Annotated in this window: 18 protein-coding genes; 7 read left to right on the forward strand and 11 right to left on the reverse strand. The window is 61.1% G+C overall.

Annotated features, from left to right (window positions below; translation table 11 throughout):
- Positions 1-4: 4 nt before the first annotated feature.
- Both CKW21_RS24230 and CKW21_RS24235 read right to left on the reverse strand, forming a co-directional pair.
- The gene (locus CKW21_RS24230; protein ID WP_095196416.1) at positions 5-2,164 is read right to left on the reverse strand and encodes a type I secretion system permease/ATPase; all 2,160 of its coding nucleotides are present in this window, start codon (positions 2,162-2,164) and stop codon (positions 5-7) included.
- A 134-nt stretch (positions 2,165-2,298) separates the two neighbouring features.
- Positions 2,299-3,657: a TolC family outer membrane protein gene (locus CKW21_RS24235; protein ID WP_095196417.1), complete on the reverse strand. Its 1,359-nt coding sequence runs from the start codon at positions 3,655-3,657 to the stop codon at positions 2,299-2,301.
- 597 nt (positions 3,658-4,254) lie between these two features.
- Here CKW21_RS24235 and CKW21_RS24240 point away from each other — a divergent pair.
- Positions 4,255-10,641, forward strand: coding sequence for a retention module-containing protein (locus CKW21_RS24240; protein WP_095196418.1), 6,387 nt, complete (start codon positions 4,255-4,257; stop codon positions 10,639-10,641).
- A 133-nt stretch (positions 10,642-10,774) separates the two neighbouring features.
- Here CKW21_RS24240 and lapD read toward each other — a convergent pair whose 3' ends face one another.
- The 4 genes from lapD to CKW21_RS24265 form a co-directional block, all read right to left on the reverse strand.
- Positions 10,775-12,715, reverse strand: a complete 1,941-nt coding sequence (gene lapD, locus CKW21_RS24245) for a cyclic di-GMP receptor LapD (protein ID WP_095196419.1) — start codon at positions 12,713-12,715, stop codon at positions 10,775-10,777.
- A gap of 22 nt (positions 12,716-12,737) precedes the next feature.
- The gene (gene lapG / locus CKW21_RS24250; protein ID WP_095196420.1) at positions 12,738-13,445 is read right to left on the reverse strand and encodes a cysteine protease LapG; all 708 of its coding nucleotides are present in this window, start codon (positions 13,443-13,445) and stop codon (positions 12,738-12,740) included.
- Positions 13,446-14,294: 849 nt separating this feature from the next.
- Positions 14,295-14,690, reverse strand: coding sequence for a YbaN family protein (locus CKW21_RS24260; protein ID WP_095196422.1), 396 nt, complete (start codon positions 14,688-14,690; stop codon positions 14,295-14,297).
- Between the two features lie 10 nt (positions 14,691-14,700).
- Entirely contained in the window at positions 14,701-15,288 is a 588-nt protein-coding gene (locus CKW21_RS24265; protein WP_007984167.1) for a YecA family protein, read from the reverse strand.
- Between the two features lie 414 nt (positions 15,289-15,702).
- Between CKW21_RS24265 and recQ the strand changes: the two genes are divergently transcribed.
- The 4 genes from recQ to CKW21_RS24285 all read left to right on the forward strand — a co-directional run bounded on the left by recQ (position 15,703) and on the right by CKW21_RS24285 (position 20,482).
- The gene (recQ, locus tag CKW21_RS24270; protein ID WP_095196423.1) at positions 15,703-17,829 is read left to right on the forward strand and encodes a DNA helicase RecQ; all 2,127 of its coding nucleotides are present in this window, start codon (positions 15,703-15,705) and stop codon (positions 17,827-17,829) included.
- Between the two features lie 119 nt (positions 17,830-17,948).
- Positions 17,949-18,383: a MarR family transcriptional regulator gene (locus CKW21_RS24275; RefSeq protein ID WP_095196424.1), complete on the forward strand. Its 435-nt coding sequence runs from the start codon at positions 17,949-17,951 to the stop codon at positions 18,381-18,383.
- Between the two features lie 127 nt (positions 18,384-18,510).
- Positions 18,511-20,004, forward strand: coding sequence for a FimV/HubP family polar landmark protein (locus CKW21_RS24280; RefSeq protein ID WP_095196542.1), 1,494 nt, complete (start codon positions 18,511-18,513; stop codon positions 20,002-20,004).
- A gap of 190 nt (positions 20,005-20,194) precedes the next feature.
- A complete protein-coding gene (locus tag CKW21_RS24285) occupies positions 20,195-20,482 on the forward strand; it encodes a SelT/SelW/SelH family protein (RefSeq protein WP_095196425.1) in 288 nt (95 codons plus the stop codon).
- On the opposite strand, the gene CKW21_RS24290 is transcribed toward CKW21_RS24285, so the two are convergent.
- Both CKW21_RS24290 and CKW21_RS24295 read right to left on the reverse strand, forming a co-directional pair.
- Positions 20,476-21,369, reverse strand: a complete 894-nt coding sequence (locus CKW21_RS24290) for a DMT family transporter (protein ID WP_095196426.1) — start codon at positions 21,367-21,369, stop codon at positions 20,476-20,478. The genes CKW21_RS24285 and CKW21_RS24290 overlap by 7 nt on opposite strands.
- A gap of 76 nt (positions 21,370-21,445) precedes the next feature.
- On the reverse strand, positions 21,446-22,204 hold the full coding sequence (locus CKW21_RS24295; RefSeq protein ID WP_095196427.1) for an AraC family transcriptional regulator: 759 nt from the start codon (positions 22,202-22,204) through the stop codon (positions 21,446-21,448).
- A gap of 135 nt (positions 22,205-22,339) precedes the next feature.
- Between CKW21_RS24295 and CKW21_RS24300 the strand changes: the two genes are divergently transcribed.
- Positions 22,340-23,155, forward strand: a complete 816-nt coding sequence (locus tag CKW21_RS24300) for a UDP-2,3-diacylglucosamine diphosphatase (RefSeq protein WP_095196428.1) — start codon at positions 22,340-22,342, stop codon at positions 23,153-23,155.
- Positions 23,156-23,280: 125 nt separating this feature from the next.
- Here CKW21_RS24300 and CKW21_RS24305 read toward each other — a convergent pair whose 3' ends face one another.
- Positions 23,281-23,871 (reverse strand): HD domain-containing protein, encoded by a 591-nt coding sequence (locus CKW21_RS24305; protein WP_095196429.1) that lies wholly within the window; start codon positions 23,869-23,871, stop codon positions 23,281-23,283.
- An 18-nt stretch (positions 23,872-23,889) separates the two neighbouring features.
- On the reverse strand, positions 23,890-24,201 hold the full coding sequence (locus CKW21_RS24310; RefSeq protein WP_095196430.1) for a DUF962 domain-containing protein: 312 nt from the start codon (positions 24,199-24,201) through the stop codon (positions 23,890-23,892).
- Between the two features lie 160 nt (positions 24,202-24,361).
- Between CKW21_RS24310 and CKW21_RS24315 the strand changes: the two genes are divergently transcribed.
- Positions 24,362-25,423, forward strand: coding sequence for an AraC family transcriptional regulator (locus tag CKW21_RS24315; protein ID WP_218274055.1), 1,062 nt, complete (start codon positions 24,362-24,364; stop codon positions 25,421-25,423).
- Here the strand turns inward: CKW21_RS24315 and CKW21_RS24320 are convergent.
- Entirely contained in the window at positions 25,380-26,834 is a 1,455-nt protein-coding gene (locus CKW21_RS24320; protein WP_095196432.1) for a TrkH family potassium uptake protein, read from the reverse strand. The two genes, CKW21_RS24315 and CKW21_RS24320, sit on opposite strands and share 44 nt — an antisense overlap.
- Positions 26,835-26,949: the final 115 nt, after the last annotated feature.

A 26,949-nucleotide genomic window follows, 5' to 3' on the forward strand; every position in this document is an offset into this window, starting at 1 on the left:
ACTCCTAGACCGCCGCAGAGCCGACGCGGCCCTTGCGCAGTGCATCGATGACCGCTTCTTTCGGTCCGTCGGCGACGATCCGCCCGTTATCCAGCACCACCAGCCGATCCACCAGGCTCAGCATCGAGGTGCGGTGGGTCACCAGCAGTACGGTTTTGCCCTGGACCCAGCCGTGGAGCTTTTGCCGCAGAACGTCTTCGCTGCTGTTGTCCATGGCGCTGGTGGGCTCGTCGAGCAGCATGATCGGCGGATCCAGCAACAAGGCCCGGGCCAGCAACACGGCCTGGCGTTGGCCGCCGGAGAGCAATTGCCCGCGCTCGCCGACGGGGCGGTCGAAGCCTTGCGGATGTTGCCGGGCCAGCTCGGTGACGCCGGTCAGTTCCGCCACTTCGAGCATGCGCGCGTCGCTGATGTAGCGTGCGCCCAGGGTCAGGTTGTCGCGCAGGCTGCCGGCCAGCAGCGGCAGGTCGTGGGCGACGTAACCGATCTGATGGCGCAGGTCGGCGACGTCCAGTTGCCGCAGGTCCAGGCCATCGAGCAGCAACTGGCCTTCCGCAGGTTCGTAGAACCCCATCACCAGGCGCGCCAGGGTACTTTTGCCCGAGCCGCTGCGGCCGATGATGCCGATCCGCTCACCGGGTTTCACGCTGAAGCTGACATTGGCCAGTGCCGGGGCGCTCTGGCCGTTGTAATTGAACGTCACGCCGATCACGTCCAGCGCGCCTTGCAGTTGCGTACGCTCCAGCGGCCGTTGCCGGGCGTCCCGTTCCTGAGGCAGGGACATCAGGGCGTCGGTACTCTTCATGGTCAGTTGCGCTTGCTGGTAGCGGGTGATCAACCCGGCGATTTGCCCAAGCGGGGCCAGAACCCGGCTGCCGAGCATGTAGGTCGCCACCAGCGCGCCGACACTGAGGTTGCCGGCGATGATGCTATAGACCCCGGCAACGATGGTCGCCATGCCGGAAAACTGCTGGATGAACAGGGTGCCGTTGGTGGCCAGCGCCGCCAGGTTGCGCGCGTGACTGTCGAGGCGGGTGAGGGCGCCGTGGGTGCTTTCCCATTTGTGCTGGCGCTCGCTTTCGGCGCTGCAGGCCTTGAGGGTTTCCAGGCCGCCGAGGGTTTCGATCAGCAGGGCCTGGCGTTCGGCCCCCAGGGTCAGGCTTTTTTGCACGGTGTCGCGCAGGCGCGCCTGAATCACCATGGCGAAAATGATGGTGATCGGAAATGCCAGGATCGGGATCACCACCAGCCAGCCGCCGAGCAGGCCGATCACCAGCAACATCAGCAAGGCAAAGGGCAGGTCGATCAGGCTGGTGAGGGTCACGGCGGTGAGAAATTCCCGCAGGCCCTGGAAGTCATGAATGCTCTGGGCAAAACCGCCGATGGTCGCCGGCCGCGCTTTCATCGCCATGCCTGTGATGCGTTCGAACAGCGTCGCCGACAGGATCACGTCGGTTTTCTTCCCGGCGGTGTCCAGCAAGTGCGCACGCACCACGCGCAGCACCAACTCGAAAGCGGTGCCGATCAGCAAACCGATGGACAGCACCCACAGGGTCGAAGTGGCCTGGTTGGGCACCACGCGGTCGTAGGTCTGCATCACGAACAGCGGCACCATCAAGCCCAGCAGGTTGATCAGGAAACTCGCCAGGACCGCGTCGCTGTACAGCCATTTCGACAGTTTCAGCGTGTCGCGAAACCAGGCCTGGACCCGCGGCACCAACGGCGAGCGCAGGTCTTCGAGTTCATGCCGTGGCCGGGCGAACAGGGCCTGGCCGGTGTAATGCTTTTCAAGCTCTTCGGTCCTGATCCATTGTTCGCCGCCGTCGGCTTCGCTGGGCAGGATCAGCAATCGGCCGTCTTCGCCATGGCGGCGCAGCACTGCGGTGCGGCCATCGTTGAGCAGCAGCATGACGGGCAGGTTGAGCGGGGAAATATCCTTGAGGTCGCGGCGCAGCAGGCGCGCCTGCAAACCGGCCCGGGCCGCTGCGCGAGGCAGCAGGTCCAGGCTCAGGCGTTGGTGTGCCATTGGCAGCCCGGCACTGAGGCTGGCGCGACTGACCGTCGCGCCATGGAGTTTGCAGAGAATCAACAGACCGTCCAGCAGTGGGTCATCGAAGCTCAGGCGCGGATCGACACCGGTGTTGCCAGGTTCCATGCTGGTCACATTGATCGCTCCCTTATTTTTACTGTAGGAGCGAGCTTGCTCCGGGCGGCGTTCCGACGATGAACCTGAGAGCGCCGCGGGGTGTCAGGCATCCCGCGTCATCACCGCGAGCATGCTCGCTCCTACAGGGGGTCTTATTTGAGTTCAGGCAAACGCGCTTCGTTTTTCACTTCGGTCTGGGCGATCGCATCGGCGGGCAACACCACCCGCTGTTTGCTCAATAACTGGCCCATGTTCGCCAATACCCGGTACATCGAAAATTCCTCGGTGTAGCGCACTTCGGTGTAACGGCGGTTGGCGTTGTAGAGTTCGTTTTCACTGTCCAGCAGGTCGAGCAGGGTGCGTTGGCCGAGGCCGAACTGATCCTGATAGGCCAGGCGCACGCGTTTACTGGTTTCGGCATATTCACGGGCGGTCGGGGTTTGCTTCTTGGCGTTGACCATGGCGTTCCAGGCCAGGTGAATGTTTTCGTTGAGCTGGCGCAGGGCGTTGTTGCGGATGTCCATGGCCTGATTGATCTTGTGGGCGTTGGATTGCAGGCGCGCCTTGTCGCTGCCGCCGCGGAACAGGTTGTAGTTCATCACCACCCCGACCCGCCATTCGTTGTCATGGCCCTCTTCGCCGGCGATGTTGTTGTTCGCGCCCACCGCGGCCTCTGCATCGAAACGTGGGTAAAACGGCGACTTGGCAACCTCGTACTGGCTCTCGGCCGATTGCACGTCGGCCTGGGCGGATTTCAGGTAGGGGTTGTTTTCCACCATGCTCTGTTGGGCTTCGGGCAGGCTGGCCGGCAGCTCGCCGCGGGTCGAGGGCGGGGTTTCCAGTTCATCGGGCATGCGTCCGACGACGGCGTAGAAGTTCGACTCGGCGTCGGCCAGGTCCACCTCGGCGGTGTCGAGGTTGTTCTCCGCCAGTGCCCGACGAGCGGTGGACTGGTCGGCGTCGGCGTTACTGCCGACACCGCGTTCGGTACGCAGGCCGATCTGGTCGTTGACCCGCAAGTGCGCTTGCAGGTTGTTCTTGGCCAGCGTCACCAGTTCACGACGCTTGAGGACTTCGAGATAAACCTCGACGGTGCGCAGGGCCAGGTCCTGGGCGGTGCCCTGAGCGTAATAGGCCCGGGAGTTGACCACGCCCTTGGTGCGCTCGACCTCGTTGGCGGTATTGAAGCCATCGAAGAGCATCTGCCGCAGGCGCAATTCCGATTGGGTGTAGTTGAGGATTTCCGTGTGGTGATCGCCGAACGCGCGCGTATTGGTGTTATCGCTGTACCCGCGTCCATAGGCGGCGTTCAAGTCAACCGATGGATAAAAGCCCCCCTTGGCGACCTTCACGTCTTCATCGGCCGACAGACGGCTGTCCACCCGCGACGCCAATTCCGGGTGGGTCGCAATGGTGCTCTGGATCGCTTCGGTCAATGACATGGCTTGAGCCTGAGAGGTGCAGGCCATGGCCAATAAAACGGCGGTGTAGAGGGGGGTTAAAAGGCGCATGGGTACATCTCCCTGAGTCCTGATGGTGCTTTATGAGTCGCCAATTATTTGACGACATTTATAGGCAAACCGTTTCATGCTTTTAACAACAGAGCTAAGAACATTCTGGAGAGAACCTAAGAAGTATTTCTCATAAGGTTTATGCCGAAAAAAACTTATGCGCTCTGCAAAATCCAGCACATTGTTCAATTGCGAAGCCCTTGATTTATGAGCTTTAGGGCGCTCATCAGGGCTTGGAAAAGTTCCGATCCATTTATCGACATAGGGCGGAGAGGTGCTGGAGGGGAGGGACGTGTAACGGAAATTGGGTGACGGTTTTTTGTCACTCGGGTGATTCAGAACCGTTACGCATCGCTCGCAGGGCAAGTTGTCTCGGATGTGGAACTCGATGCCATTGATCGCAAAGGGTTTTATTCCCACCGTGGACGACGCCCGTGAGCAACACGCTGGGCGAGATCGTCGCCGGGGCAGCGGCTTACTCAGGTAATGCCGCTGATCGGGTAGACGATCCGCCGGGCGACCCGTTTGAGCCATCCATGAGCATGTTCTCCGCAACAAAAAAGGTGCCGACAGCGGTTGGCAACGGAGGAAGTGCACATGGCTACGCTCATCGGTATCGTCAGTAAAGTCATCGGTCAGGTGTTCGCGACAGGGGGCGACGGCACCCGTCGCGTTCTGATCGAGGGCGACCGATTGTTCGCCGGTGATCAGCTCAGTACCGGGGCCGAAGGGGCCGTGGCGGTGCATCTGCAAAATGGCCAGGAACTGACCCTCGGAAGGGGCAGCAGCCTGCAAATGACCTCCCAGTTATTGGCGCATCAGCCACCCCGTGTGGACACGGCAGAGGCGGTGACGCCGACCCAGGCACAGCTCACCGATGTCGAGCAACTGCAAAAAGCCATTGCTGCCGGTGACGACCCGACGCAAACCGCTGAAGCGACGGCGGCCGGGCCGGGTTCGACCGGTCCTGCCGGTGGTGCACTGGGTGGGGGCCACAGTTTTGTATTGCTTGAAGAAGTGGGCGGGCGGGTCGATCCGATCATTGGCTTCCCCACCGCCGGTTTCAATGGCATTCCCGAGTTTCCCGAAGAGCGGCACGAAGGTGATGCCGACCCCGACGCTGAGCCGGTGATCACGCCTGTCGTGAACAATCCGGTCACCCTCGACGGCCTCTCGGTAAAAGGCGGCGAACTGACCCTCAACGAAGCCAACCTCGCCGACGGCTCGGCGAGCAATCCCGGCGCGCTGACCAAGAGCGGTACCTTCACCGTCACGGCGCCCGACGGGCTGACCAGCCTGAGCATCGGCGGGATCAACATCATCAGCGGCGGTGTCGCCGTGGGCTTCCCGCAGTCGATCACCACGCCGCTGGGCAGCACCCTGACCATCACCGGTTACAACCCGGCCACCGGTGTGGTGAGTTACAGCTACACCCTCAACGACAACGAGACCCATACGTCCGGTGACGGCACTACCCTCAGCGAGCACTTCACCGTGGTAGCCGGCGACAGCAACGGCGACACCGCCACCGGTTCCCTGGACGTCAACATCACCGACGATGTGCCCAAAGCGGTCGATGACGGCAATGGCACGGCATCGGAAACCCAGCAGACCCTGAACGGCAATGTGCTGACCAACGACGTGCAAGGCGCCGACCGTGTGCCGGTCGGTGAAAACGCCGGCCCGATCACCCCCGGCACTTTCGTCGGTAAGTACGGCACCCTGGTGCTGAACGCCAATGGCACTTACACCTACACCCTGAATACCAACGATGCGGACTTCAAAGCCCTGCACGGCGGTGGCAACGGCACCGAAACCTTCACCTACACCCTCACCGATGCCGACGGCGACACCAGCACCGCCAACCTGGTGCTGAACATCCACAACAACGACGATGGCGTGACCCTCAACGGTCTCGACGTATCTGGCGGCGAACTGACGGTCCATGAGAAAAACCTCAGCGACGGCACCAGCCCCAATGCCCCGGCCCTGACCCAGAGCGGCACCTTCACCATCACCGCGCTCGATGGCCTGCAAACCCTGACCGTGGGTGGAATCACCCTGGTCAGCGGTGGCGTGGCTGCCGGTTTCCCGCAATCGATCGTCACGCCGCTGGGCAGCACCCTGACCATCACCGGCTACAACCCGGTCACCGGTGTGGTCAGCTACAGCTACACCCTGGTGAACAACGAAGCCCACCCGAGTGCCAACGGCGCCAACAGCATCACCGAGAATTTCAACGTCGTCGCCACCGACACCGACGGCAGCACCGCCACCGGACAGATCAACGTCAACATTGTCGACGACCTGCCGACCGCCAAAGCCGACGCGGCCTCCGTGCGGGAGGGCGGCACCGCCAGCGGCAACGTGCTGGACAACGACATCGGCGGCGCCGACGGTCCGGCCGCCAGCGGTGCGGTGGTCGGCGTGCGTGCCGGGTCGGATACCTCGACCTCGGCCATCGGCGGCTTGAACAGCCAGATCAATGGTGCCTACGGCTACCTGACCCTCGATGCCCAGGGCAACGCGGTCTACCACAGCAACCCCAACGCGGTGAGCGGCCCCGGTGCGATCGACGTCTTCACCTACACCGTGCGTGATGCCGATGGCGATGAAAGCACCACCACCATCACCATCGACGTGTACAACAGTTGCCTGAGAGCGGTCAGCGACACCGACGTGACCGTGTACGAAAAAGCCCTCGACCTGAACAAGGACGGCCAGGACCTGGCCGCCGGTACGGTCGCCGGCAGCCAGCCCGGCAGCACCGGCGAAACCGCCAGCGGCACCCTGGTCGGCTCGGTCACCGGCGCTGTCGGTGCGATCACCTACACCCTGGTCGGCAGCGCCACCGGGGCTTACGGGCAGATTCACCTCAACCCGAACGGCACCTACACCTACACCCTGACTTCACCGCCCGGCACGACGCCGCATGCCAATGACGGCGCCAATGTCACGCACGAAACCTTCACCTACAAGGCTACCGACTCCCTGGGCAACGTCGTCACCAGCACCCTCGTGGTCGACATCGTCGATGACGTGCCCAAAGCGATGAATGACAGCAACGCCCACACGGCGTCGGAGTCGTTGCTCACCCTCAACGGCAACGTGCTGACCAACGACGTGCAAGGCGCCGATAGCGTGGCGACCGGCCCCCATAGCGGTCCGATCACCGCGGGTACCTTCGTCGGTAAGTACGGCACCCTGGTGTTGAACGCCAATGGCACCTACACCTACACCCTCAACACCAACGATGTGGATTTCAAAGCCCTGCACGGTGGTGGCAACGGGACAGAAACCTTCACCTACACCCTCACTGATGCCGACGGCGATATCAGCACCGCCAACCTGGTGCTGAACGTCCATAACAACAACGATCTGGTCATCATCAAGGGTCTGGATGTCGATTGTGGCGAGCTGACGGTCTATGAAAAGAACCTCAGCGACGGCTCCCATCCCAACGCACCGGCGCTGACCCAGAGCGGCACGTTCACCGTCACCGCGCTGGATGGCCTGCAAACCCTGACCGTCGGCGGTATCGCCGTGGTCACCGGAGGCGTGGCCGCCGGTTTCCCGCAATCGATCGTCACGCCGCTGGGCAGCACCCTGACCATCACCGGTTACAACCCGGCCACTGGCGTGGTCAGCTACAAATACACCCTGGTGGACAACGAGACCCACCCGAATGCCAACGGTGCCAACAGCATTACCGAGAACTTCAACGTGGTCGCTACCGACACCGACGGCAGCACGGTGTCCGGGCAGATCAACGTCAACATCGTCGATGATTTGCCGACCGCCAAAGCCGACACCGCCTCTGTGATCGAAGGCGGCACGGTCAGCGGTAATGTGCTGGACAACGACATCGGCGGTGCCGACGGCCTGGCCGCGGTGATCGGCGTGCGGGCCGGCAGCAACACCTCGACTTCGGCAGTGGGCGGCCTCAACACGCAGATCAACGGCAACTACGGCTACCTGACCCTGGACGCCGCCGGCAACGCGGTCTATCACAGCAACCCGAACTCGGTCGCTGCACCGGGGGCTACCGATACGTTCACCTATACCGTGCGCGATGCCGATGGCGATCAAAGCACCACCACCATCACCATTGATGTCTGCAACAGCAACATCAAAGCGGTCACTGACAGCGACGTGACGGTCTACGAAAAAGCCCTGGATACGGGCAAGGACGGACAGGATCTGGCGGCCGGCACCGTCACCGGCAGCGAACCGGGCAATACCGGTGAAACGGCCAGCGGTACCCTGGTCGGTTCGGTCACCGGCGCCAGCGGTGCGATCACTTACACCCTGGTCGGCAGCGCCACCGGGACGTACGGGCAGATCCTGCTCAACCCCAACGGCACCTACACCTACACCCTGACCTCGGCGCCGAAAACCGCGCCGGGTGCCAACGATGGTCCGAACACCCTGAGCGAAAGCTTCACCTACAAAGCCACCGATGCGGGGGGTAACAGCACCACCAGCACCATCGTGGTCAACATCGTCGATGACGTGCCTAAAGCCGTCGCTTCGGAGCGTTCCGTGGCGGCTGTGGAGATCGATTCCAATCTGCTGCTGATCATCGACGTATCCGGCAGCATGGCCGACGCATCCGGCGTGCCGGGGTTGTCGCGCCTGGAACTGGCCAAGCAGGCGATCAGCGCCTTGCTCGACAAGTACGATGACCTGGGCGACGTCAAAGTGCAGATCGTGACATTCAGCAGCAACGCCACCGACAAGACTTCGGTATGGGTCGATGTAGCGACGGCCAAATCGATTATCTCCGGCCTGACGGCGGGCGGTGGCACCAATTACGACGCGGCGGTGGATGTGGCGCAGGACGCGTTCAACACCAACGGCAAACTGACCGGCGCACAGAACGTCGGCTACTTCTTCTCCGACGGCAAACCCAACGAAGGCTCCATTGGTGGAGGGGACGAGGCGGACTGGAAAGAGTTCCTCACCGATAATCAAATCAAGAGCTACGCGATCGGCCTGGGTAAAGGCGTCGACAATGACGCCCTCGATCCACTGGCTTATGACGGTACCGGCACTGGCACCAATACCAATGCGGTGATCGTCACCGACCTCGGCCAGCTCAACTCGGTGCTCTCGGGTACCGTCATCGGCGCGCCGGTGACCGGTTCGTTGCTGGGCGAGGGCGGTACGTTCGGGGCCGATGGTGGCTTCATCAAAACCATCACCGTCGACGGCACCACCTACACCTATGATCCGAAAGGCAACAGCAACCAGGGTTCGCTGAACTTCAGCGGCGGCGCCAACCATGGCACCTTCAACACGGTCAACAACACCCTGAGTATCGCCACCGACAACAAGGGCACTCTGGTGGTGAATCTCGATACCGGCGAATACAGCTACGTATCGCAGAAAACCACCTCAGTGGTGCTCACCGAAAACATCGGCTTCACCGTCAGCGACAACGACGGCGATCTCGCCAGTTCGACCCTGGTGGTCAAAGTCATTCCGAATGCACCACCGGTGGCCGCCGATGATCACATCATCACCAACGTACTCTCGGGCAACATCACGGTGCCGGGCGAGCTGCTGCTGGCCAATGACACTGACCCCGATGGCGATCCGCTGAGCGCATCGCCGAGCAACTACTACACAGGCTGGGTCGGCAAAGGCGCGGACTTCAAGGGTTCCGGTGCGATCGACTTCTCCGGCAGCGGCGTCAAACCGAGCAACCAGAACCTGGCCAATGTGCGCGAGTCGTTTGCGGCCAATACCGCAACCATGACCGCACTACTGGTGGTCAGTGGTTACCTTGGCCCGGTCACTGCGGCCAACACCAACGATGAGGACCGAATCACCGTCAACCTCAAACAAGGTGAAACCCTCAACCTGGACCACAACCTGGCAGCCGGGCGTATCGCCATGGAGTACTCCATCAATGGCGGCGCCTGGATTGCCCTGGCTGATGGCCAGACCATTACCGCGGCGGCGGATGGTGTGTACCAGATCCACATCACCAACATCACCAATACCAGTGGCAGCGGCGTCAACAATTCGGAAGGCTACCAACTGACAATGAAGCTCGATTATTCCGGGGCGCATGACATCACCCCGGACTACCACGGCACCTACACCGCCAGTGACAACCATGGCGGCAGCGACAGCGCCAACGTGACCATCAGCTACCAGAATGGCCATACCCTCACCGGTACCGCCGGCAACGATACGCTGGTGGCGGGCAGCGGCGACAACATCCTCAATGCCGGTGACGGCAATGACATCCTCACCGCAGGCACCGGCAACAACGAATTGCACGGCGGCGCCGGCAATGACTTGCTGTTCAGCGGCGTAGGCAATGACCTGCTCGACGGCGGCACCGGCAACGATACCGCCAGCTACGCCCATGCCACGGCGGACGTCACGGTCAATCTGGGGACGAGCGGGCCACAGAATACGCTGGGCGCTGGCACTGACACCCTGACAGGCATCGAGAACCTCGTCGGCTCGAACTTCAACGACAGCCTGACCGGTGACAACAACAGCAACATCATCACCGGTGGCCTGGGCAACGACGTGCTCAAGGGCGAGGGCGGCGACGATTTCCTGATCGGCGGCCTGGGCAACAACACCCTGACCGGCGGCAGCGGCGCCGACACCTTCCAGTGGTTCAAGGGCAACAGCGGCCATGATGTGATCACCGACTTCACGCCGGGCACCGACAAACTCGATCTGTCGCAACTGCTGCAAGGGGAAAACGGCACTGCGGCTTCGCTGGATGACTACCTGCACTTCACCGTCAGCGGCAGCGGCGCGTCACTGGTGACCAGCATCGACGTCAGCGCCATGGCCGGTGCTGCGCCGAACCAGACCATCGACCTGGCCGGCGTCAACCTGGCCAGCCATTACGGTGTCACCCCGGGGGCGGGCGGGGTGATCTCCGGTGCGGACTCGGCGACCATCATCAACGGCATGCTCAACGATCATTCGTTGAAGGTGGATACCGTGTGACCTGAGGGGCCGGCTCACACTAATCCCTGTGGGAGCGACCCTGCTCGCGAAAGCGATGGTTCAGTCAGCAACCCTGTTGATTGTGCAATCGCATTCGCGAGCAGGCTCGCTCCCACCGTTCTGCCTGACGAAATCACATCGGCTCCGGTGGCCCGATCAACCTGCCCATCACCCCGAAGACCCCCAATTCCCTGATGGCCTCCAGCTCGCCCTGGGTCTCGACCATTTCCGCGATCAACGGCAAATCAATGCTGTTGGTCGCCCTGAAGATCGCCTCGATGAACAGCCGTTTATCGCGTTGTGCATCGATATGCCGGATGTAGGCGCCATCGATTTTCAGATAAGCCAGGCCCAGTTGGGTGAGGTTGCCGATCTGGCTGAAGCTGCCGCCGAAATGCTGCAGGCCGATGCGGTAGCCGGTGTCGAGCAGGCTATGACTGAGTCGCTGCAGTTGCTCGGGAGGCGGCAGTTGGCGTTCATCGATTTCCAGAGTCAGCAACGGCGCCAGTTCCGGCAGTGATTCGAGCATGTCGATGATCAGCTGCAGCTGCTGCTGATCACGCAAGGTGCTGCCGGACAGGCTCAGCGCCAGCGGCCAGCGATTGACGGCAAGGTAATCGAGGGTGGCTTCGAGCATGGCCAGATCGAAGCGTGCCGACCAGCCAAGACGCTCGATCCACGGCAGAAAATGCCCGGCTGCAATCGCCTGGCCCTGCGGGTCGAGCAAGCGTGCGAGGACTTTGTGATGCAACACCTCACTGGTATCGGCGCATTGCACCACCGGCTGGAAATACAACTGCAATTTGCCTTGGGTCAGCGCGTCGTCGATCCAGCCGCGCCAATCGTACGGGGTCGGGTTCGGTGCACTCTCGCCGTGGTCCAGCAGCACCCAGGGTCGCTCGGGATGTTGGCCGGCCTGGGTCAGCGCCTGATCCAGTCGCACAAGCACATCGTTGGACGGTTCGCCGGGGTGGTAGGCGACGATGCCCAGATGCGCGACCGGCATGCAGTCACTGGCACCGGTCTGGCGCAGGTTTTCCAGGGTGGCACTGATTTCGGCAGCCAGGCGTGCGGCGTCCTCGGCATCCAGGCCTGGCGTCAAGAGGCTGAATTCGCCCCCGCGATTGCGCGCCGCCAACCAGGTGCGTCGCTCCGGCAAGCGGGTCAGACGCTTGAGCAATTCGCCGACCGCGCTGATCAACGCATCAGTGCGTTGGCCGCCCAGGCGCTGGTTGAGCCCGGTCAGGTCGTTGATTCGCAACATCAGCAAATGACCGTCGCAATGTTGCTCGGCGACCAGTAAATGGTCCGCCAGTTGTTCATCCAGCAAGCGTCGGTTGGCCAGCCCGGTCAGGCTGTCTTGATAGGACTCGCTGCGTAACTTTTCACTACGCGCTGCCTCTTCGCTGAACAACGCCTTGAGTTTCTCGACCATCTGATTCATCGCCAGTACCACACGTTTCAATTCCGGCGTGCGGGGCAGTTTCGGCAGGCTCAGGAACTCGCGTTTACTGATGGCTTCGGCTTGTTTGACCAAAGTTTCGAGTGGACGAAGTTGTCGACGCAACAGCCAGCCACCGAATATGGCGCTGAGCAATCCGCACACGACCAACCAGATCAGGCTGCCGAGGGTGCTGTCCCAGAGCTTGGCCAGGGCAAACTGTGGATTGCTCAGCACCTCGACCCGTGCCGCCTGCTCCCAATCGCGCATGATCAACGCATCACCGCCCTGATGACGCAGGTTGACCAGACTGACAAACCAGCCTGGCACGCCTTCGATCCGCGCCGGAGCGCTTCGCTCCACCAGTACCTGCTCGTCCTTGATGTCGATGATTCGAATGCTGTTGAAGTAGCCACTGTCGAAAATCGAGCTGACCATCAATTCCATCATGGCCGGATCATCGATCTGCGCGGTCAACGACAGGCCCAACGCCGTGGCCGCGTCCTGGGCGTGGGAGCGCAACTGGCCGAGCATCTGTTCGCGAGAGCTTTCCAGGCTGACAAAAAAACTGCCGCTGAACGCCACCAGCAGGAACAGGCAGATGGCGAGAAACAACTGGTTGCGCAGTTTCATGGAATGCTCCTTGCTGATGTCTTCAGCCATCGCCCACGGCGAAGCCTTCAGTCTGCATCTTTTGCAGTACGTCTTGCCAACGCGACAGTTTTTTCGAGTCGCTGCTGCGTTTGCCGCCATTGGCTCCCGGCAGGTACAAGCCTTCGGCGTTGAAGGCATACACCGGCAGCAGGTCTTTGCGCTGCGAGGCAGGACGGATGTCACCAATCAGGTTGTCCAGCACCAGCGGATCGGCAGTGGGGCTGGCATAGAAGGTCAGCACCATGTGCGCCTGATTCTGGGCCAGCGCCTTGACGTAGGTGATTCGCAGTTTTTCGCTGGGAACCCCGAGGCGGCGCAGGCTGAAATATTTCGCCAGGGCGTAGTCCTCGCAGTCGGCGGCACCCTTGATCAAGGATTCGACGGGCGTGGCCCAGTAATCAATCTGCCGCCAGATGCGCGTGTCGTCCTGAAAACTCAATTGCTGATTGAAGAAGCGATTCACCGCATTCAGTTGCTCGCGCTCAGGTGCATTGCGTTCGCCTTGCAGCATTTGGCTCCAGGCCTCGATTCGCTCCCGTGCCGGGCCGAGGGTGCCGTAGCGTTTTTCGGCGTTTTGCAGGATCTGCGCGAAATCCCGGTCGGCCCGGACACTGCTCAGCAGGGTCAGCAGAAAACCGGCCAGCAACAGCCATCCGCCGAACCCAAGCCGGGGCGTTGGCCATCCTTGACTACGCGGACTGCGAGGCATGTCGGGCTGCTCGGGTGCGGATTTGTAAAGTCTAGGTGGTGTTTGGGTTGGGGGAGGGCTGGTCGTCGGCGAACGGGGACCGTTTGTTGAGGATGTTCAGCGTCTTATTGTGGGAGCGAGCCTGCTCGCGGAAGCTATGTGTTGCGCGACGTAGTTTTTGAAGGTGTACATATCCATTCCTGCGGTAACGGCGACTTATGGTTTCGCCCTTACGGCGAGTCACTTGGAAAAGCCCCAAGTAACCAAGGGCTCTTGCCCCACCACTCGGTGCCTCGCCTAGGCTCGGCATGCCCTCACTCCGGCATTGCTCCATGGGCCGCCGAGATGGGCCATCCCTGGCCCAGCGCGGCTAAACCGGCGTCCTGCCGGTTTACCCCCGGAGCAATACCTGCGTTCGGCCATCGTGGTTTAACGGGGCGCCCAGATCCAAAGCCAAAACAAGGCGGCCTTATAGCCGACCTGACTTGGCGGATGTGCTCATTCCCCTGTGGGAGCGAGCCTGCTCGCGAAGGACGTCAACGATAACGCGCCCTGTCTGGAGGATCGCGTGGTCCGGGCGTTTTTCGCGAGCAGGCTCGCTCCCACAATGTGATCGCAGTCAAGCCTGCAACCAGGTCGGCTGTCAGGCCGCCTCGCATTGGCTTTTCGCGGTGCCCGCCCCTCGAGAGGCCGATCGCGGCGGGCCCACGGAGCAGGACCGGAGCGAGGGCATGCCGAGCCACAGCGAGGCACCGAACGAAAGGGGCAAGAGCCCTTGGTTACTTGGGGCGCTTCCAAGTGGCTCGCTGTAAGAGCGAAACCGTCAGCCGCCATTACCGAAGAAACAGATATGCCCCCAATCAAGAGCGGTCAAGACCTGCGCAGCGTCTTCTGCCTGAGAATATAAACCGTCACCAACACCGCACTGGTCAGCATGAACCCGCGTGCCCAGGGCATCGGCACCAGATAACAGGAAAACAGAATACTCATCCACATCAGGCCAATGGCGTAGACCTTGCCCTTGAGCGGAATGCCATTGCCATCGAGATAGTCGCGAATCCATGGCCCAAGCCGTGGATGCTGCACCAGCCATTGATAGAAACGGGGTGAACTGCGGGCGAAACAGGCGGCTGCCAGCAACAGGAAGGGAGTGGTGGGCAACACCGGCAGGAAAATCCCGATCACCCCCAGCGCTACGCTCAGGCAGCCGATGGCCAGCAGCACGTAGCGCAACATCAGGGGGCGGTTGCCTATGGGGTTGTCCATAGGCAGGACCTTAGTGGTGACGAGGCTTGAGAATCGCCGGTTTTTCGTCTGGTGCGTTGCACAGCAGGTACAGCGCAGTCAGGGCTTCCGGGATCTGCACGATCATGTCATCCATCAGGTTGGCATCGGCGGCAATGTCGGAGAACTCCGGTTGCTCGTCGAACAGTCCCGAACCGACCATGATCGGCAGCAGCATTTCGCTGACTTCGTCTTCGGCGGTTTCGAACCAGGCTTCTTCGCGCAGGAACACGCCTTCCATGAAGCCGATGCACCAGCCGCGCAGTTCGGAATCGTCCGGATCGTCGCCCAGGTCGAGATCGCACGGCAGCTCGAACTCTTCATCGGAGGCCAGTTGACGGGCGATGTGCGCCTTGAGGCCGATCAACGTGGCTTCGATCTCTTCGCGCTGGGCTTCGCTGCTGTAATGCGGCTCCTCAGCGAAAAGTGCGTCGATCCACTCACGATCGGGAACGGCTTCAGAACAGATCGACAGCGCGGTGAGGTAGCCGTGGGCGGCCACGTAGTCCAGCGCCTCGTCATGCAGTTCATCGGCGTCGAGGAAGACTTGCAGGCGGGTTAGTTGCTCAGCGAAGGACATTAAAGGGCTACCTTGGGGAATATTCGATGCGGGAATTCTAGGCCTTCTTGAGCGCTTGGGCCAGCCGCGCGGCAGATTTGCGCCATTGCGACCTTGCGCAACACCGTAATCCTTGTGGGAGCGAGCCTGCTCGCGAATGCGGCATTACATTCAACATCAATGTTTACTGACCCATCGCTTTCACGAGCAGGCTCGCTCCCACAGGTTTTTGCATTGCAATCGCATTCGGGTGTCTTCTCAGTGGCGCCCTTTGCCGGTCAGGGCTCGGGTATACTCGCGCGTTTTGTGATGCCCTGCTGGCGTCACGGCTGAAATGTAAAGCGTCATGCAATGCGCACTTACGATTTGTCGGAGCAGCATTGCGGGTTCTGAACCAGCCTTTGCAGGGATGTTTCGGTGATTTTTGGAGTTTCTATGCTCGAACAGGCTCAACGCGTCCTCAAGGACATCTTCGGCTACGACAGTTTCCGTGGTCGCCAGGGTGCAATCATTGAGCGCGTGGCCAGTGGCGGCGATGCCCTGGTCCTGATGCCTACCGGTGGCGGCAAGTCCCTGTGCTTCCAGGTGCCGGCGCTGCTGCGCGAAGGCCTGGCGGTGGTGGTATCGCCGTTGATCGCCTTGATGGACGACCAGGTCGCCACCCTCGAAGAGCTGGGCGTAGCCGCCGCGGCATTGAACTCCACCCTCAGCGCCGAGCAGCAACGCGATCTGGCGGCCCGCATCCGGCGCGGCGAGGTGAAAATGCTTTACCTCGCCCCGGAACGCCTGGTCCAGCCGCGCATGCTGGCCTTCCTGCAAGGGCTGAACATCGCCCTGTTCGCCATCGACGAAGCGCACTGCGTGTCGCAGTGGGGTCACGACTTCCGCCCGGAATACCTGCAACTGGGCCAGTTGGCGGAAATGTTCCCCGATGTACCGCGCATCGCCCTGACCGCCACCGCTGACAAGCGCACCCGCGAAGAAATCGTCACCCGCCTGCACCTGCAGAACGCGGAGCGCTTTCTGTCGAGCTTCGACCGCCCCAACATTTTTTACCGCATCGTGCCCAAGGAACAGCCGCGCAAGCAGTTGCTGGCCTTCCTGGCCGAGCGGCGCAGCGATGCCGGCATCGTTTATTGCCTGTCGCGCAAAAAGGTCGAGGAAGTCGCTGCATTCCTCACTGAACAAGGCTTCCCGGCGCTGCCGTACCACGCCGGCCTGCCCAATGAACTGCGCGCCTATCACCAGAAACGCTTCCTCAACGAGGAGGGCCTGATCATGGTCGCCACCGTGGCGTTCGGCATGGGCATCGACAAGCCCAACGTGCGCTTCGTCGCGCACCTCGATTTGCCGAAATCCCTGGAGGCCTATTACCAGGAAACCGGGCGTGGAGGCCGTGATGGCCTGCCGGCGGATGCCTGGATGGCCTACGGCCTGCAAGATGTGGTGATGCTCAAGCAGATGCTGCAGAACTCCGAAGGCGACGAACGCCACAAGCGCCTGGAACAGCACAAGCTCGATGCCATGCTCTCGTTGTGCGAAGAGACCCGCTGCCGTCGCCAGACCCTGCTGGCCTATTTCGATGAAGACATGCCAGAGCCTTGCGGCCACTGCGACAACTGCATCGATGGCGTGCAGACCTGGGATGCCACCGAGCCTGCACGTCAGGCGTTGTCGGCGATCTTCCGCACCGGCCAGCGCTACGGTGTAGGGCATCTGGTGGATGTGTTGCTGGGCAAGGACAACGAGAAGGTACGCAGTTTCGGTCATCAGCACCTGTCGGTGTACGGTGTCGGCAAGGCGCTTGGCGAGAGCGAATGGCGCTCGCTGTTCCGTCAGTTGGTGGCCCGTGGCCTGGCCGACGTTGATCATGAAGGCTACGGCGGCCTGCGCTTGAGCGACACGTGCCGGCCGCTGCTCAAGGGGGAAGTGACCCTGGAACTGCGTCGCGACCTCAAGGCGCAAACCACGGCGAAAACCAGCAAGAGCCAGGCCAGCCAATTGGTGCGTGGCGAAGAGCGCGAGCAATGGGAGGCCTTGCGCGCCTTGCGTCGCAAGCTCGCCGAAGAGCATGGCGTGCCGCCGTACGTCATTTTCCCCGATTCGACCTTGCTGGAAATGCTGCGCAGCCAGCCAACCTCGCTGGCGGAAATGGCCCGGGTCAGCGGTGTCGGCGCGCGCAAGCTGGAACGCTATGGCGAGGCCTTCCTGGAAGTACTTGGCGGTCAGGTCGAAGCACCGAAGCCGGTGGCCGATGTGCGCCACGAGCTGATCACCCTGGCGCGGGCGGGCATGACACCGGTGCAAATCGCCGGTCAGTTGCAATGCTCGGAAAAAAACGTCTACACCATGCTCGCCGAGGCCATCGGCAAACAGCAGTTATCGCTGGAGCAGGCGCTGGATTTGCCCGAAGACTTGATGGGTGAAGTCCAGGATGCATTCCTCGACGGAGAAGGCGAGTTGCCGCCGGTGGCGGAGATTTCAGCCTTGTTCGCAGGACGAGTGCCGGAGGGGGTCTTGTACTGTGTTCGGGCCGCGCTGCAGTCCGAATTCGAGATTTAAGTGACCCGTCTCACTGATGTAACGATTCAGTACAGAACAGGCCTTGCCTCCAGTCGAGGCTCATGCTTAGCTGACTAATAATTAGTATTTCTCTATTTCAGTCTAACCATGAGTGTTTTATGCCGTTAACCGATCAACACCGCTTTGGCATGCAACTGGCCCAGATGTCGCGCGGCTGGCGTGCCGAACTGGACCGCCGTCTGGCTGGCCTCGGCCTGTCTCAGGCACGCTGGCTGGTGCTGCTGCATCTGGCGCGTTTCGACGAAGCCCCGACCCAGCGTGAACTGGCGCAAAGCGTCGGCGTCGAAGGACCAACCCTGGCCCGCCTGCTCGATAGCCTGGAAAGCCAGGGCCTGGTGCAACGCCAATCGGTTCTGGAAGACCGTCGGGCGAAAAAGATCGTCCTCTGTGCTCCCGCGCTTCCTCTGATTGAACAAATTGAAACCATTGCCACTCAACTGCGTCATGAACTGTTCGAAGGCGTCGATGAGGCGGATTTGAAGGTCTGCATGCGGGTTCATGGGCACATATTGGCCAACCTGGAAAAATCTTGAGGCACAACACCGGGCCAGACTTTTGAGAGACCGCTTTTAGCTGACTATAAGAACTACTGCGCAATATCGTGTTCGTACCGGATGTGCGATCACGTGCAAGTTGGTTCTGGTTACCTAAGGGATGCTCATGCTTGAGAGTCGGCTAGTCGTTGTACGGGGTTGCGTCAGGTGGTTGCTGGCCGGTGCTGCTGTCACTTGGTCAGCCTTGGCGCCAGCACTGGGCCTGGGTGAAATCACCCTGCATTCGGCGCTGAATCAACCGCTACGCGCCGACATTACCCTGGTGGATGCCGCGGGTCTGGAGGACGGCGAGCTGTCGGTCAGCCTGGCGACGGCAGAGGAATTCAGTCGCGCAGGTGTCGAGCGGGGGTTCTTCCTCAACGACCTGAAATTTACACCTGTGCTGCGAGGCAACCGCAGCCTGATCCAGGTGACATCCAGTAAACCTGTCAACGAACCCTTCCTGAATTTCCTCGTGCAGCTCCATCAGCCCAACGGTCGCTTGCTGCGCGAGTACACGGTTTTAATCGATCCCCCGGGAACGCCGGGCATTGAGCCTGCCACTGATGAGTCGGTGGCCAGTCTTCCGGCTTCCGCCTTTCCCAGCGTCCAGCCCGCCGTCGCGCCTGCGCCCAGGGAACCGCTGCCAAAACCTGCCGCCGCACCCACGCCGGACCCACTTGCCGAGCAATTGGCGGCGAGTGTCTTGCAGAGCCAGCAGTTGCAGTCAACTGTCGATGAACTCAACGCGAAGCTCCAGGCACAGGATGAGCAGATCGCCGTCGAGAAAAAGCAGGTGACCGAGCTGCAAACCCGATTGGCCGAGGTCGAGCAAGCCAGAACAGCACCGGCTGCACCCGTTGCCGTGACTCCCGCACCAGTGATCGCCGAGGAACCCGGGACTGACTGGTTGTTGATCGGCGGACTGTTGGTGCTGTTGGCGTTGCTGTTGCTGGCCATATGGGTTCGCCGTCAACGGCAACAGGTTCAGGCAACGTTCGGATCGGCAGCCACTCAGCCGTCACCGCATGAGCCGCTGTTCAGTCACGCAGAACCGGTACAGCCTGCTTTGGAGCTGCAATCGATGCACGCTCAGCCAGAAGAGACGCCTGCGAATGATGTGCCGCAAGCGCAGACGCAAGAAAACAGCCTGCGCAATGCCGGGTTTGATGCGCAAAAGCTTCAGGACATCCGCGCCCGCCACTCGAAAATGGGGCCGGTCGCTGTCGCGGCCTCCACCGCATTGCCCTTCACCCCGACACCCAAGACCATTCCCAACGACGAGTTCCAGTTGAACCTGGATGACCTGTCGATGGATGCGAATTGGGACCTGGTCGATCCATTTGAAACTTCGCCATCCAGCGAACCGGCACTGCCGCAGCCCGAGATTGAATGGGAAATCGAACCAGCCTCGCGGCCCCTGGACGACAGCTTTCTCGACGAAACAGTGAGCCAGGATCGTCCGGCCGAGCCCAGTAACGCAGGCAAACTGGAGCAAGCCCGGACTTGCATTGATGACGGTGATAGGGACAGCGCCATCGAACTGCTCGACGAGTTGCTCAAAGAAGCCAATGAGCCATTGAAACAGACGGCCCGCAGTCTGTTGGCGGGAATACGATAATCTATTGCATTGAAACAAACTGTGGCGAGGGAGCTTGCTCCCGTTGGGCTGCGAAGTGGCCCCAAAACCAGAAGCCGCGTTTATCCTGGCACACTGCATTCATCGTTTTTACGACTGCTTCGCAGCTGATAGGGAGCAAGCTCCCTCGCCACATTTATTCTTATTCTGCGTTTCAGGAATTTCGCCGATCATGACCACCCCAAAACCGGAAATCGTCATCACCTATTGCACCCAGTGCCAGTGGCTGTTGCGCGCGGCCTGGCTGGCCCAGGAGCTGCTCAGTACCTTTGGCGACGACCTCGGCAAAGTGTCTCTGGTGCCCGGCACCGGCGGGGTTTTTCACATTTTCTGTGACGATGTGCAGATCTGGGAGCGCAAGGCCGACGGCGGTTTCCCCGAGGCCAAGGTGCTCAAGCAGCGGGTCCGCGACCGCATCGATCCGGACCGCGACCTGGGACACAACGACCGTACTCAGTGAGATGCCGCTTCCGCGGCAACGGCTTTCTTGCTCGAGCTACTTGAGAGCCTGCTGGACACCACGATCGCAACGATGATCAGCGCGCCTCCGAGCAACATGCGCAGGGTCGGGTTTTCATTGAACAATAGCCAGGCCATGGTGATGCCATACACCGGCTCGAGGGCGAAGACCACTGCGGCGGTCCGCGCCTTGATCACCGCCAGGCTGGCGACGAACAGGCTGTGGGCGACGCCGGTGCAGAATACCCCGAGCAGGCCGATCCACAGCCAGTCGATGGGGCGCACAGCGCTCAATTGCGGTGCCGCCACCGGCAACAGGCACAGGGCAACCACCACGTTCTGACACAACGCCGCCTGCACTGGCGGGATGCGTGCGGAACTGGCGCGGTTAGTCAGTGACAGCAGGGAGAACAGCAAGCCGGAAACCACCGCCCAGAGCAGACCGGTCGTGGCTCCGCTGGCCAGATCGAACTCAGGCGTAACGAGCACCAGTCCGACACTGACCAGCGCCACCAGCAGGATTTCATTGGCGCGAATCCGCTCGCGGAAGATCAGCCCTTCGAGGATGACGGTAAAGGCCGGGAAGCTGGCAAAGCCCAGGGTCGCGATGGCCACGCCGGCAACCTTCACCGCAATAAAGAAACTGACCCAATGTCCGGCCAACAACAAGCCGCTGAGCAAGAGTCGGCGCCAATCAACGGCTTCGAGTCTTTGCCAGCGGGTGTTACTGGCGAACCGCGCAAAGAATGCCAGCGCCAACACCGCGAACGCCGCCCGGCCGAAGACGATGATGGCCGGTGAAGCGGCGGCAAGTTTGCCGAACACACCGGTCAGGCCGAACATCAGTGCGCCGATATGCAAAGCGCCAAGGGCGGTACGGGGAGTCATGGCAATCCTTGGTAATCGTATTGAACCCGGCCATTTAACCGCGCCCGCCGCCGTTGTGTCTGTCGCCAGACTCGCGTTATTTGTCGCCAGCCTCGCGCCGCAGTTTGCCGGGCGATGCACCGAACTCGCGCAGCACCGCGGCGGCAAAGGCACTTTGGGAACTGTAGCCGACTCGACTGGCAATCTCGCCAATGGGCAGGGCAGAGTCGCGCAACAACCCCACCGCCTTGTGCAGGCGTCGGCTGCGGATGTAGTCCATCGGCGTCTGGCCGCATTCGGCCACGAACCGTGCATGCAAGCGAGCGCTGGAGAGGCCGGCGACGCGGGCCAGATCGGCCACCTGCAACGGGTAGGCGGCGTATTGGTCGATGTGCGCATTCAGCGCCGCATAGGGCAGGCGCCGCCCGCCGACACTCTCGGGCCTGGCATTATTGAGGCTGGCCAGCAACAGCACCGCGCCTTGTTGCGCAATCACTGGATCATCGACCGGACTGTTGGCCAGCCAATGGACCAACTGGCTTTGTCCGGCATTCAGCGACAACCGGCCGGCGTTATCGAGCAAGCGGCGACTAGCCTCGGCATGATCGCCCAGGGACTGGCCAAGCCATTGATCACCCGGCACATCCAGCACCAGGCAACGGCTGCCATTGGCGCTGCCGCACGCATGATGAAACCCCGAGGGGACCACCACGAAACTTTGCTGAACCACCTGGCTGCCACGTCCGTCTACCTCGAAATCCAGGGCACCCGACAGCCCGAACACCAGTTGCGCGTGTTCGTGACTGTGGACGATCAGGTCTTCGGTGTACTGGCGAAGTGTGAGGATGGGGCGCATCGCAGGTCTCCCGGTCAAGGGGGCCAGTCTACACCGAGGTGGGCTGCGCGCGTTGTCACAGGACTGACTTGCCGCTGTCATGGTCGATTAACCCGACTGGCGCAAGCTTGCCAAAACTTGTCCTGAGGGTTGCCCATGACCAGCGCCGAGCTCGCCAAACCCAGCCGTAAGCAACGTGTGCGGACCTTGTGGATTTCCGATGTGCACCTGGGCACGCGCGATTGCCAGGCCGAACACCTTTCGCAGTTTCTCAAGGGTTATCACGCGGATAAAATCTACCTGGTCGGCGATATCATCGACGGCTGGAAACTGCGAAGCGGCATGTACTGGCCACAGGCGCACACCAACGTGATCCGGCGCCTGTTGACCATGAGCAAGCGCGGCACCGAGGTGATCTACGTCACCGGCAACCACGATGAATTCCTGCGCCGCTATTCGAAGCTGATCCTGGGCAATATCCAGTTGGTGGACGAAGCGGTGCACGTGACCGCCGATGGTCGGCATCTGCTGGTGATCCACGGCGACCAGTTCGACGTGATTACCCGTTACCACCGCTGGCTGGCGTTTCTCGGCGATTCCGCCTACGAATTCACCCTGACCCTCAACCGCTGGCTCAACCATTGGCGCGCCCGTTATGGCTACGGTTACTGGTCGCTGTCGGCATACCTCAAGCACAAGGTGAAAACCGCGGTCAGCTTCATCAGCGACTTTGAAGAAGCCATCGCCCATGAATGCGTCAAGCGCGAGCTGCATGGCGTGGTCTGCGGGCACATTCACCATGCCGAGATTCGCAAGGTCGGCGAGGTGGACTACCTCAATTGTGGCGATTGGGTGGAGTCGTGCACGGCGTTGATCGAGCATTGGGATGGCACGATCGAGCTGTATCGGCTGGCGGATGCCCAGGCGCAGGAGGCGCAGTTAAAGGCGGCGAAGGTGGCGGAACTGGCTTAAAAGTCAAGGCGTCTGGACTGGCCTCTTCGCGAGCAGGCTCGCTCCCACATTAACCGTGTTTACTCGGTCAACTGTGGGAGCGAGCCTGCTCGCGAATGGACCGCGCAGCGGTCCCGCTGGATCTATCAGGCTGGCGAATGCTCCTCCATCGCCGCTTTGTAGATCGAGTTCTTCGGCTGCGCAAACAACCGCGCCATCATCGGTTCGAAAAAGCTCAGCGGCAGTGTGTCATAGGCCGGATCAAACGCCGCCGCATCGTATTTGGCGCAGAACTCGATGGTCGCCCGATATTGCGGATGGCCGTTGAATTGCTCGCGCAGGTGCCGGTCCATGCCCAGGTGGTGGAAGAAGTAATAGCCCTGGAAGATCCCGTGCTTTTCCACCATCCACAAATTCTCGGCGCTCACGAATGGCTTGAGAATCGCCGCCGCGATATCTGGGTGGTTGTAGGAGCCCAGGGTGTCGCCGATGTCATGGAGCAGCGCGCAGACCACGTACTCTTCGTCGCGACCATCACGCCAGGCGCGGGTGGCGGTTTGCAGGGAGTGGGTCAGTCGATCCACCGGGAAGCCGCCGAAATCACCCTCCAGCAGCTTCAGGTGCGCCACGATCCTTGATGGCAATTGTCGGGCGTAGGCACTGAAATCCGCGGCGATGATCGCCCAGTCTTCCTGCGTGCCATCCTTCATGTGGGTGAAACGGGCATTGGCATTCATCGGCTATCCTCTTTTGAACTAGAACGGCACGCGCCCCAGAATCATGTCCCGATACATGACGAAATCGCCGAGCAGGCTGTAGAAGGGATGCTGGAAGGTCGCAGGGCGATTTTTTTCGAAGAAGAAATGCCCGACCCAGGCAAAGCTGTAACCCGCCAGCGGCAGGGCCCACAACAGCATCCAGGCGCCTCGGCCGATGGTCAGCGCCAGAATGAAAATGACCAGCGTGGTGCCGATGAAGTGCAATCGGCGGCAGGTACTGTTGCTGTGCTCACTGAGGTAATACGGGTAAAACTCAGCAAAGCTGTTGAATCGTCTGATGTTTTCCACGACTGCGATCTCTGTGGTTATTGTTCTGACTGCAAGTTGTTCTGCGGGTAGCTTATTTAAGTCTAGAGTGAACGTAGGCGTCAGCCAGTGACAATCGGCGCCACTTTAGTATCCTTCGGAAATTGGCCGTGACATGCGGCTCATCATGTAAGAACCCGACATGAGCGAACGAACGACTTCTGCAAGCTGGGCGATGGGGATTGTCAAAGCACTGGAAATGGACGGCCTGGATTGCCGGGTTCTGTTCAAACAACTGGGGCTCGACTACGCGGCACTGGATGATCCGGATGCACGCTTCCCGCAAGATTCCATGACACGACTGTGGCAGCGTGCGGTTGAGCTGTCCGGCAACCCCGCAATTGGCCTGAACATGGGCAAGGTGGTGCGACCTGCGCAGTTTCATGTAACCGGTTACGCCTTGATGTCCAGCCAGACCCTGGCCGAGGGCTTTCAGCGCCTGGTGCGTTACCAGCGGATCATTGCCGAAAGTGCCGATCTGAGTTTTCGGCTGCTGGATGAGGGCTACGCGCTGATTTTGACGGTGCATGGCGATCATTTGCCGCCCACCCGTCAAAGCGCCGAAGCCTCGCTGGCGTGCGCCCTGGCGCTGTGCGGCTGGCTGACCGGACGCACACTGCACCCGCGCAAGGTGCTGGTGCAGGGCGATGAACCCGTCAATATCGAACCTTATAAACAAGCCTTCCATGCACCGCTGGTGTTCAACGCGCCATACGATGCGTTGATTTTCGAGCGCGCGGACATGGAAGCACCGCTGCCGACCGCCAACGAGGCCATGGCGCTGCTGCATGACCGGTTTGCCGGTGAATACCTGGCGCGTTTTTCCGAAAGTCGCGTGACCCACAAGGCGCGCCAGGTGCTGTGTCGTCTGTTGCCCCAGGGTGAACCCAAACGTGATGCCGTGGCGCAGACGCTGCACCTGTCACAACGCACGTTGCAGCGGCGATTGCAGGAGGAGGGCACGAGTTTTCAGACGTTGCTCGATGACACCCGGCGAGAACTGGCCGAACAATATCTGGCGCAACCGGCCATGACACTGCTGGAAATTGCCTACCTGTTGGGCTTCGCCGATCCGAGCAATTTCTTCCGCGCCTTCCGCCGCTGGTTCGACACCACACCCGGTGAGTACCGGGTGCGGTTGATGCAGATGCCTGCGCCGGTCAGTGACGCCAGAACGCCGGAATACACAACACAAACACCGTAATGATCTCCAGTCGGCCCAGCAGCATGCCGAACGAGAGAATCCACTTGGCGGCGTCCGGCAGCGAGGCGAAGTTGCCGGCCGGGCCGATGGTCTCGCCCAGGCCCGGGCCGACGCCGGACACCGTACTGGCCGCGCCGGTGAGGGCGGTCATCCAGTCCACGCCGAGCAGCGACAGTAACAGCGCGATCACACAGATGGTGATGGCGAAGAAGAACGAAAAAGTCAGGATCGAACGCACGATCTCTTCATCGAGACGGTGACCGTTGTACTTCTGCTTGATCACCGCGCGCGGGTGGATCAACTGGTTAAGGTTGGCCTTGAGCAGGATGTAGGCTACCTGGAAACGGAAAATCTTGATCCCGCCGGCGGTCGAGCCCGAACAGCCGCCAACGAAGCCCAGATAGAAGAACAGCATCAGCGAGAAGTTGCCCCAAAGGCTGTAGTCCCCCAGGGCGAAACCGGTGGTCGTCACCACCGAGGTCACGTTCAGCGCCACATGCCGCAGTGCCTCCAGCCAATGCAGCTGGGTGGTCCACCAATACCAGGTGCCCAGTATCAGCCAGGTCACCAGCAACATGCCGATCAGGCCTTGAACCTGTTCATCCTTGATCAGCGCACGGCGGTTGCCGCGCAGGGTCGCCACGTACAGGGTGAACGGCAAGCTGCCGAGAATCATGATGACGATGGCCACCCAGTGCACGGCCGGTTGCGTCCACTTGGCCAGGGACAGGTCCGAGGTGGAAAAGCCACCGGTGGAAATCGCCGACATCGCATGGTTGATCGCATCGAATGGACTCATCCCGGCCCACCAGAACGCCAGGCTGCCGAAAATGGTGATGCCGACGTAGGCCGCCACGATCAACCGCGCCACCATGTGCGAGCGGGGCATGACTTTTTCGGAGCGGTCCGACGATTCGGTCTGGAACAGTCGCATGCCACCAATGCGCAGCAATGGCAGGATCGCCACCGCCATGCCGATGAAGCCGATGCCGCCGATCCAGTGCAGCAATGAGCGCCACATCAGGATGCCGGGAGACATGTCGTCCAGGTGATTAAGTACCGTCGACCCCGTGGCGGTGATGCCGGACATGCTTTCGAAGAATGAGTCGGTGTAGCTGATGTGCTGGGTCAATAAAAACGGCAGCGCGGCGAAGATGCACACCACCAGCCAACTGCTGACGGTCAGCAGGTACATGTCCCTTGGCCGAAGATGGACATGCTCGGGGCGCCCCGGAATGACCAGCGCCAGACCGGCGACAAAGGTGATCATGCTGGCCCAGAGGAACGACGGCAGGTCGCCGGTGCGATCGAAGATCACCAGCGTGGCCATGGGCACGACCATGGCGATGGCCAGGGTTATCAGGAAGATGCCGATGATGAAACCAATGAGACGCAAGGTCGGCAACGCCATGAAATCCGCTCGGCTGTAGTAAGGAAGGGCGCCATTCTACCTGTGGGGCAGGGCATGTAAACGGGCATTGCCACGGTAGTTACAGCTAGAATAGCCGCACAATTTTTTCAGGAGG

The sequence above is a fragment of the Pseudomonas sp. Irchel 3A7 genome, from assembly GCF_900187565.1.
Lineage (GTDB): Bacteria > Pseudomonadota > Gammaproteobacteria > Pseudomonadales > Pseudomonadaceae > Aquipseudomonas.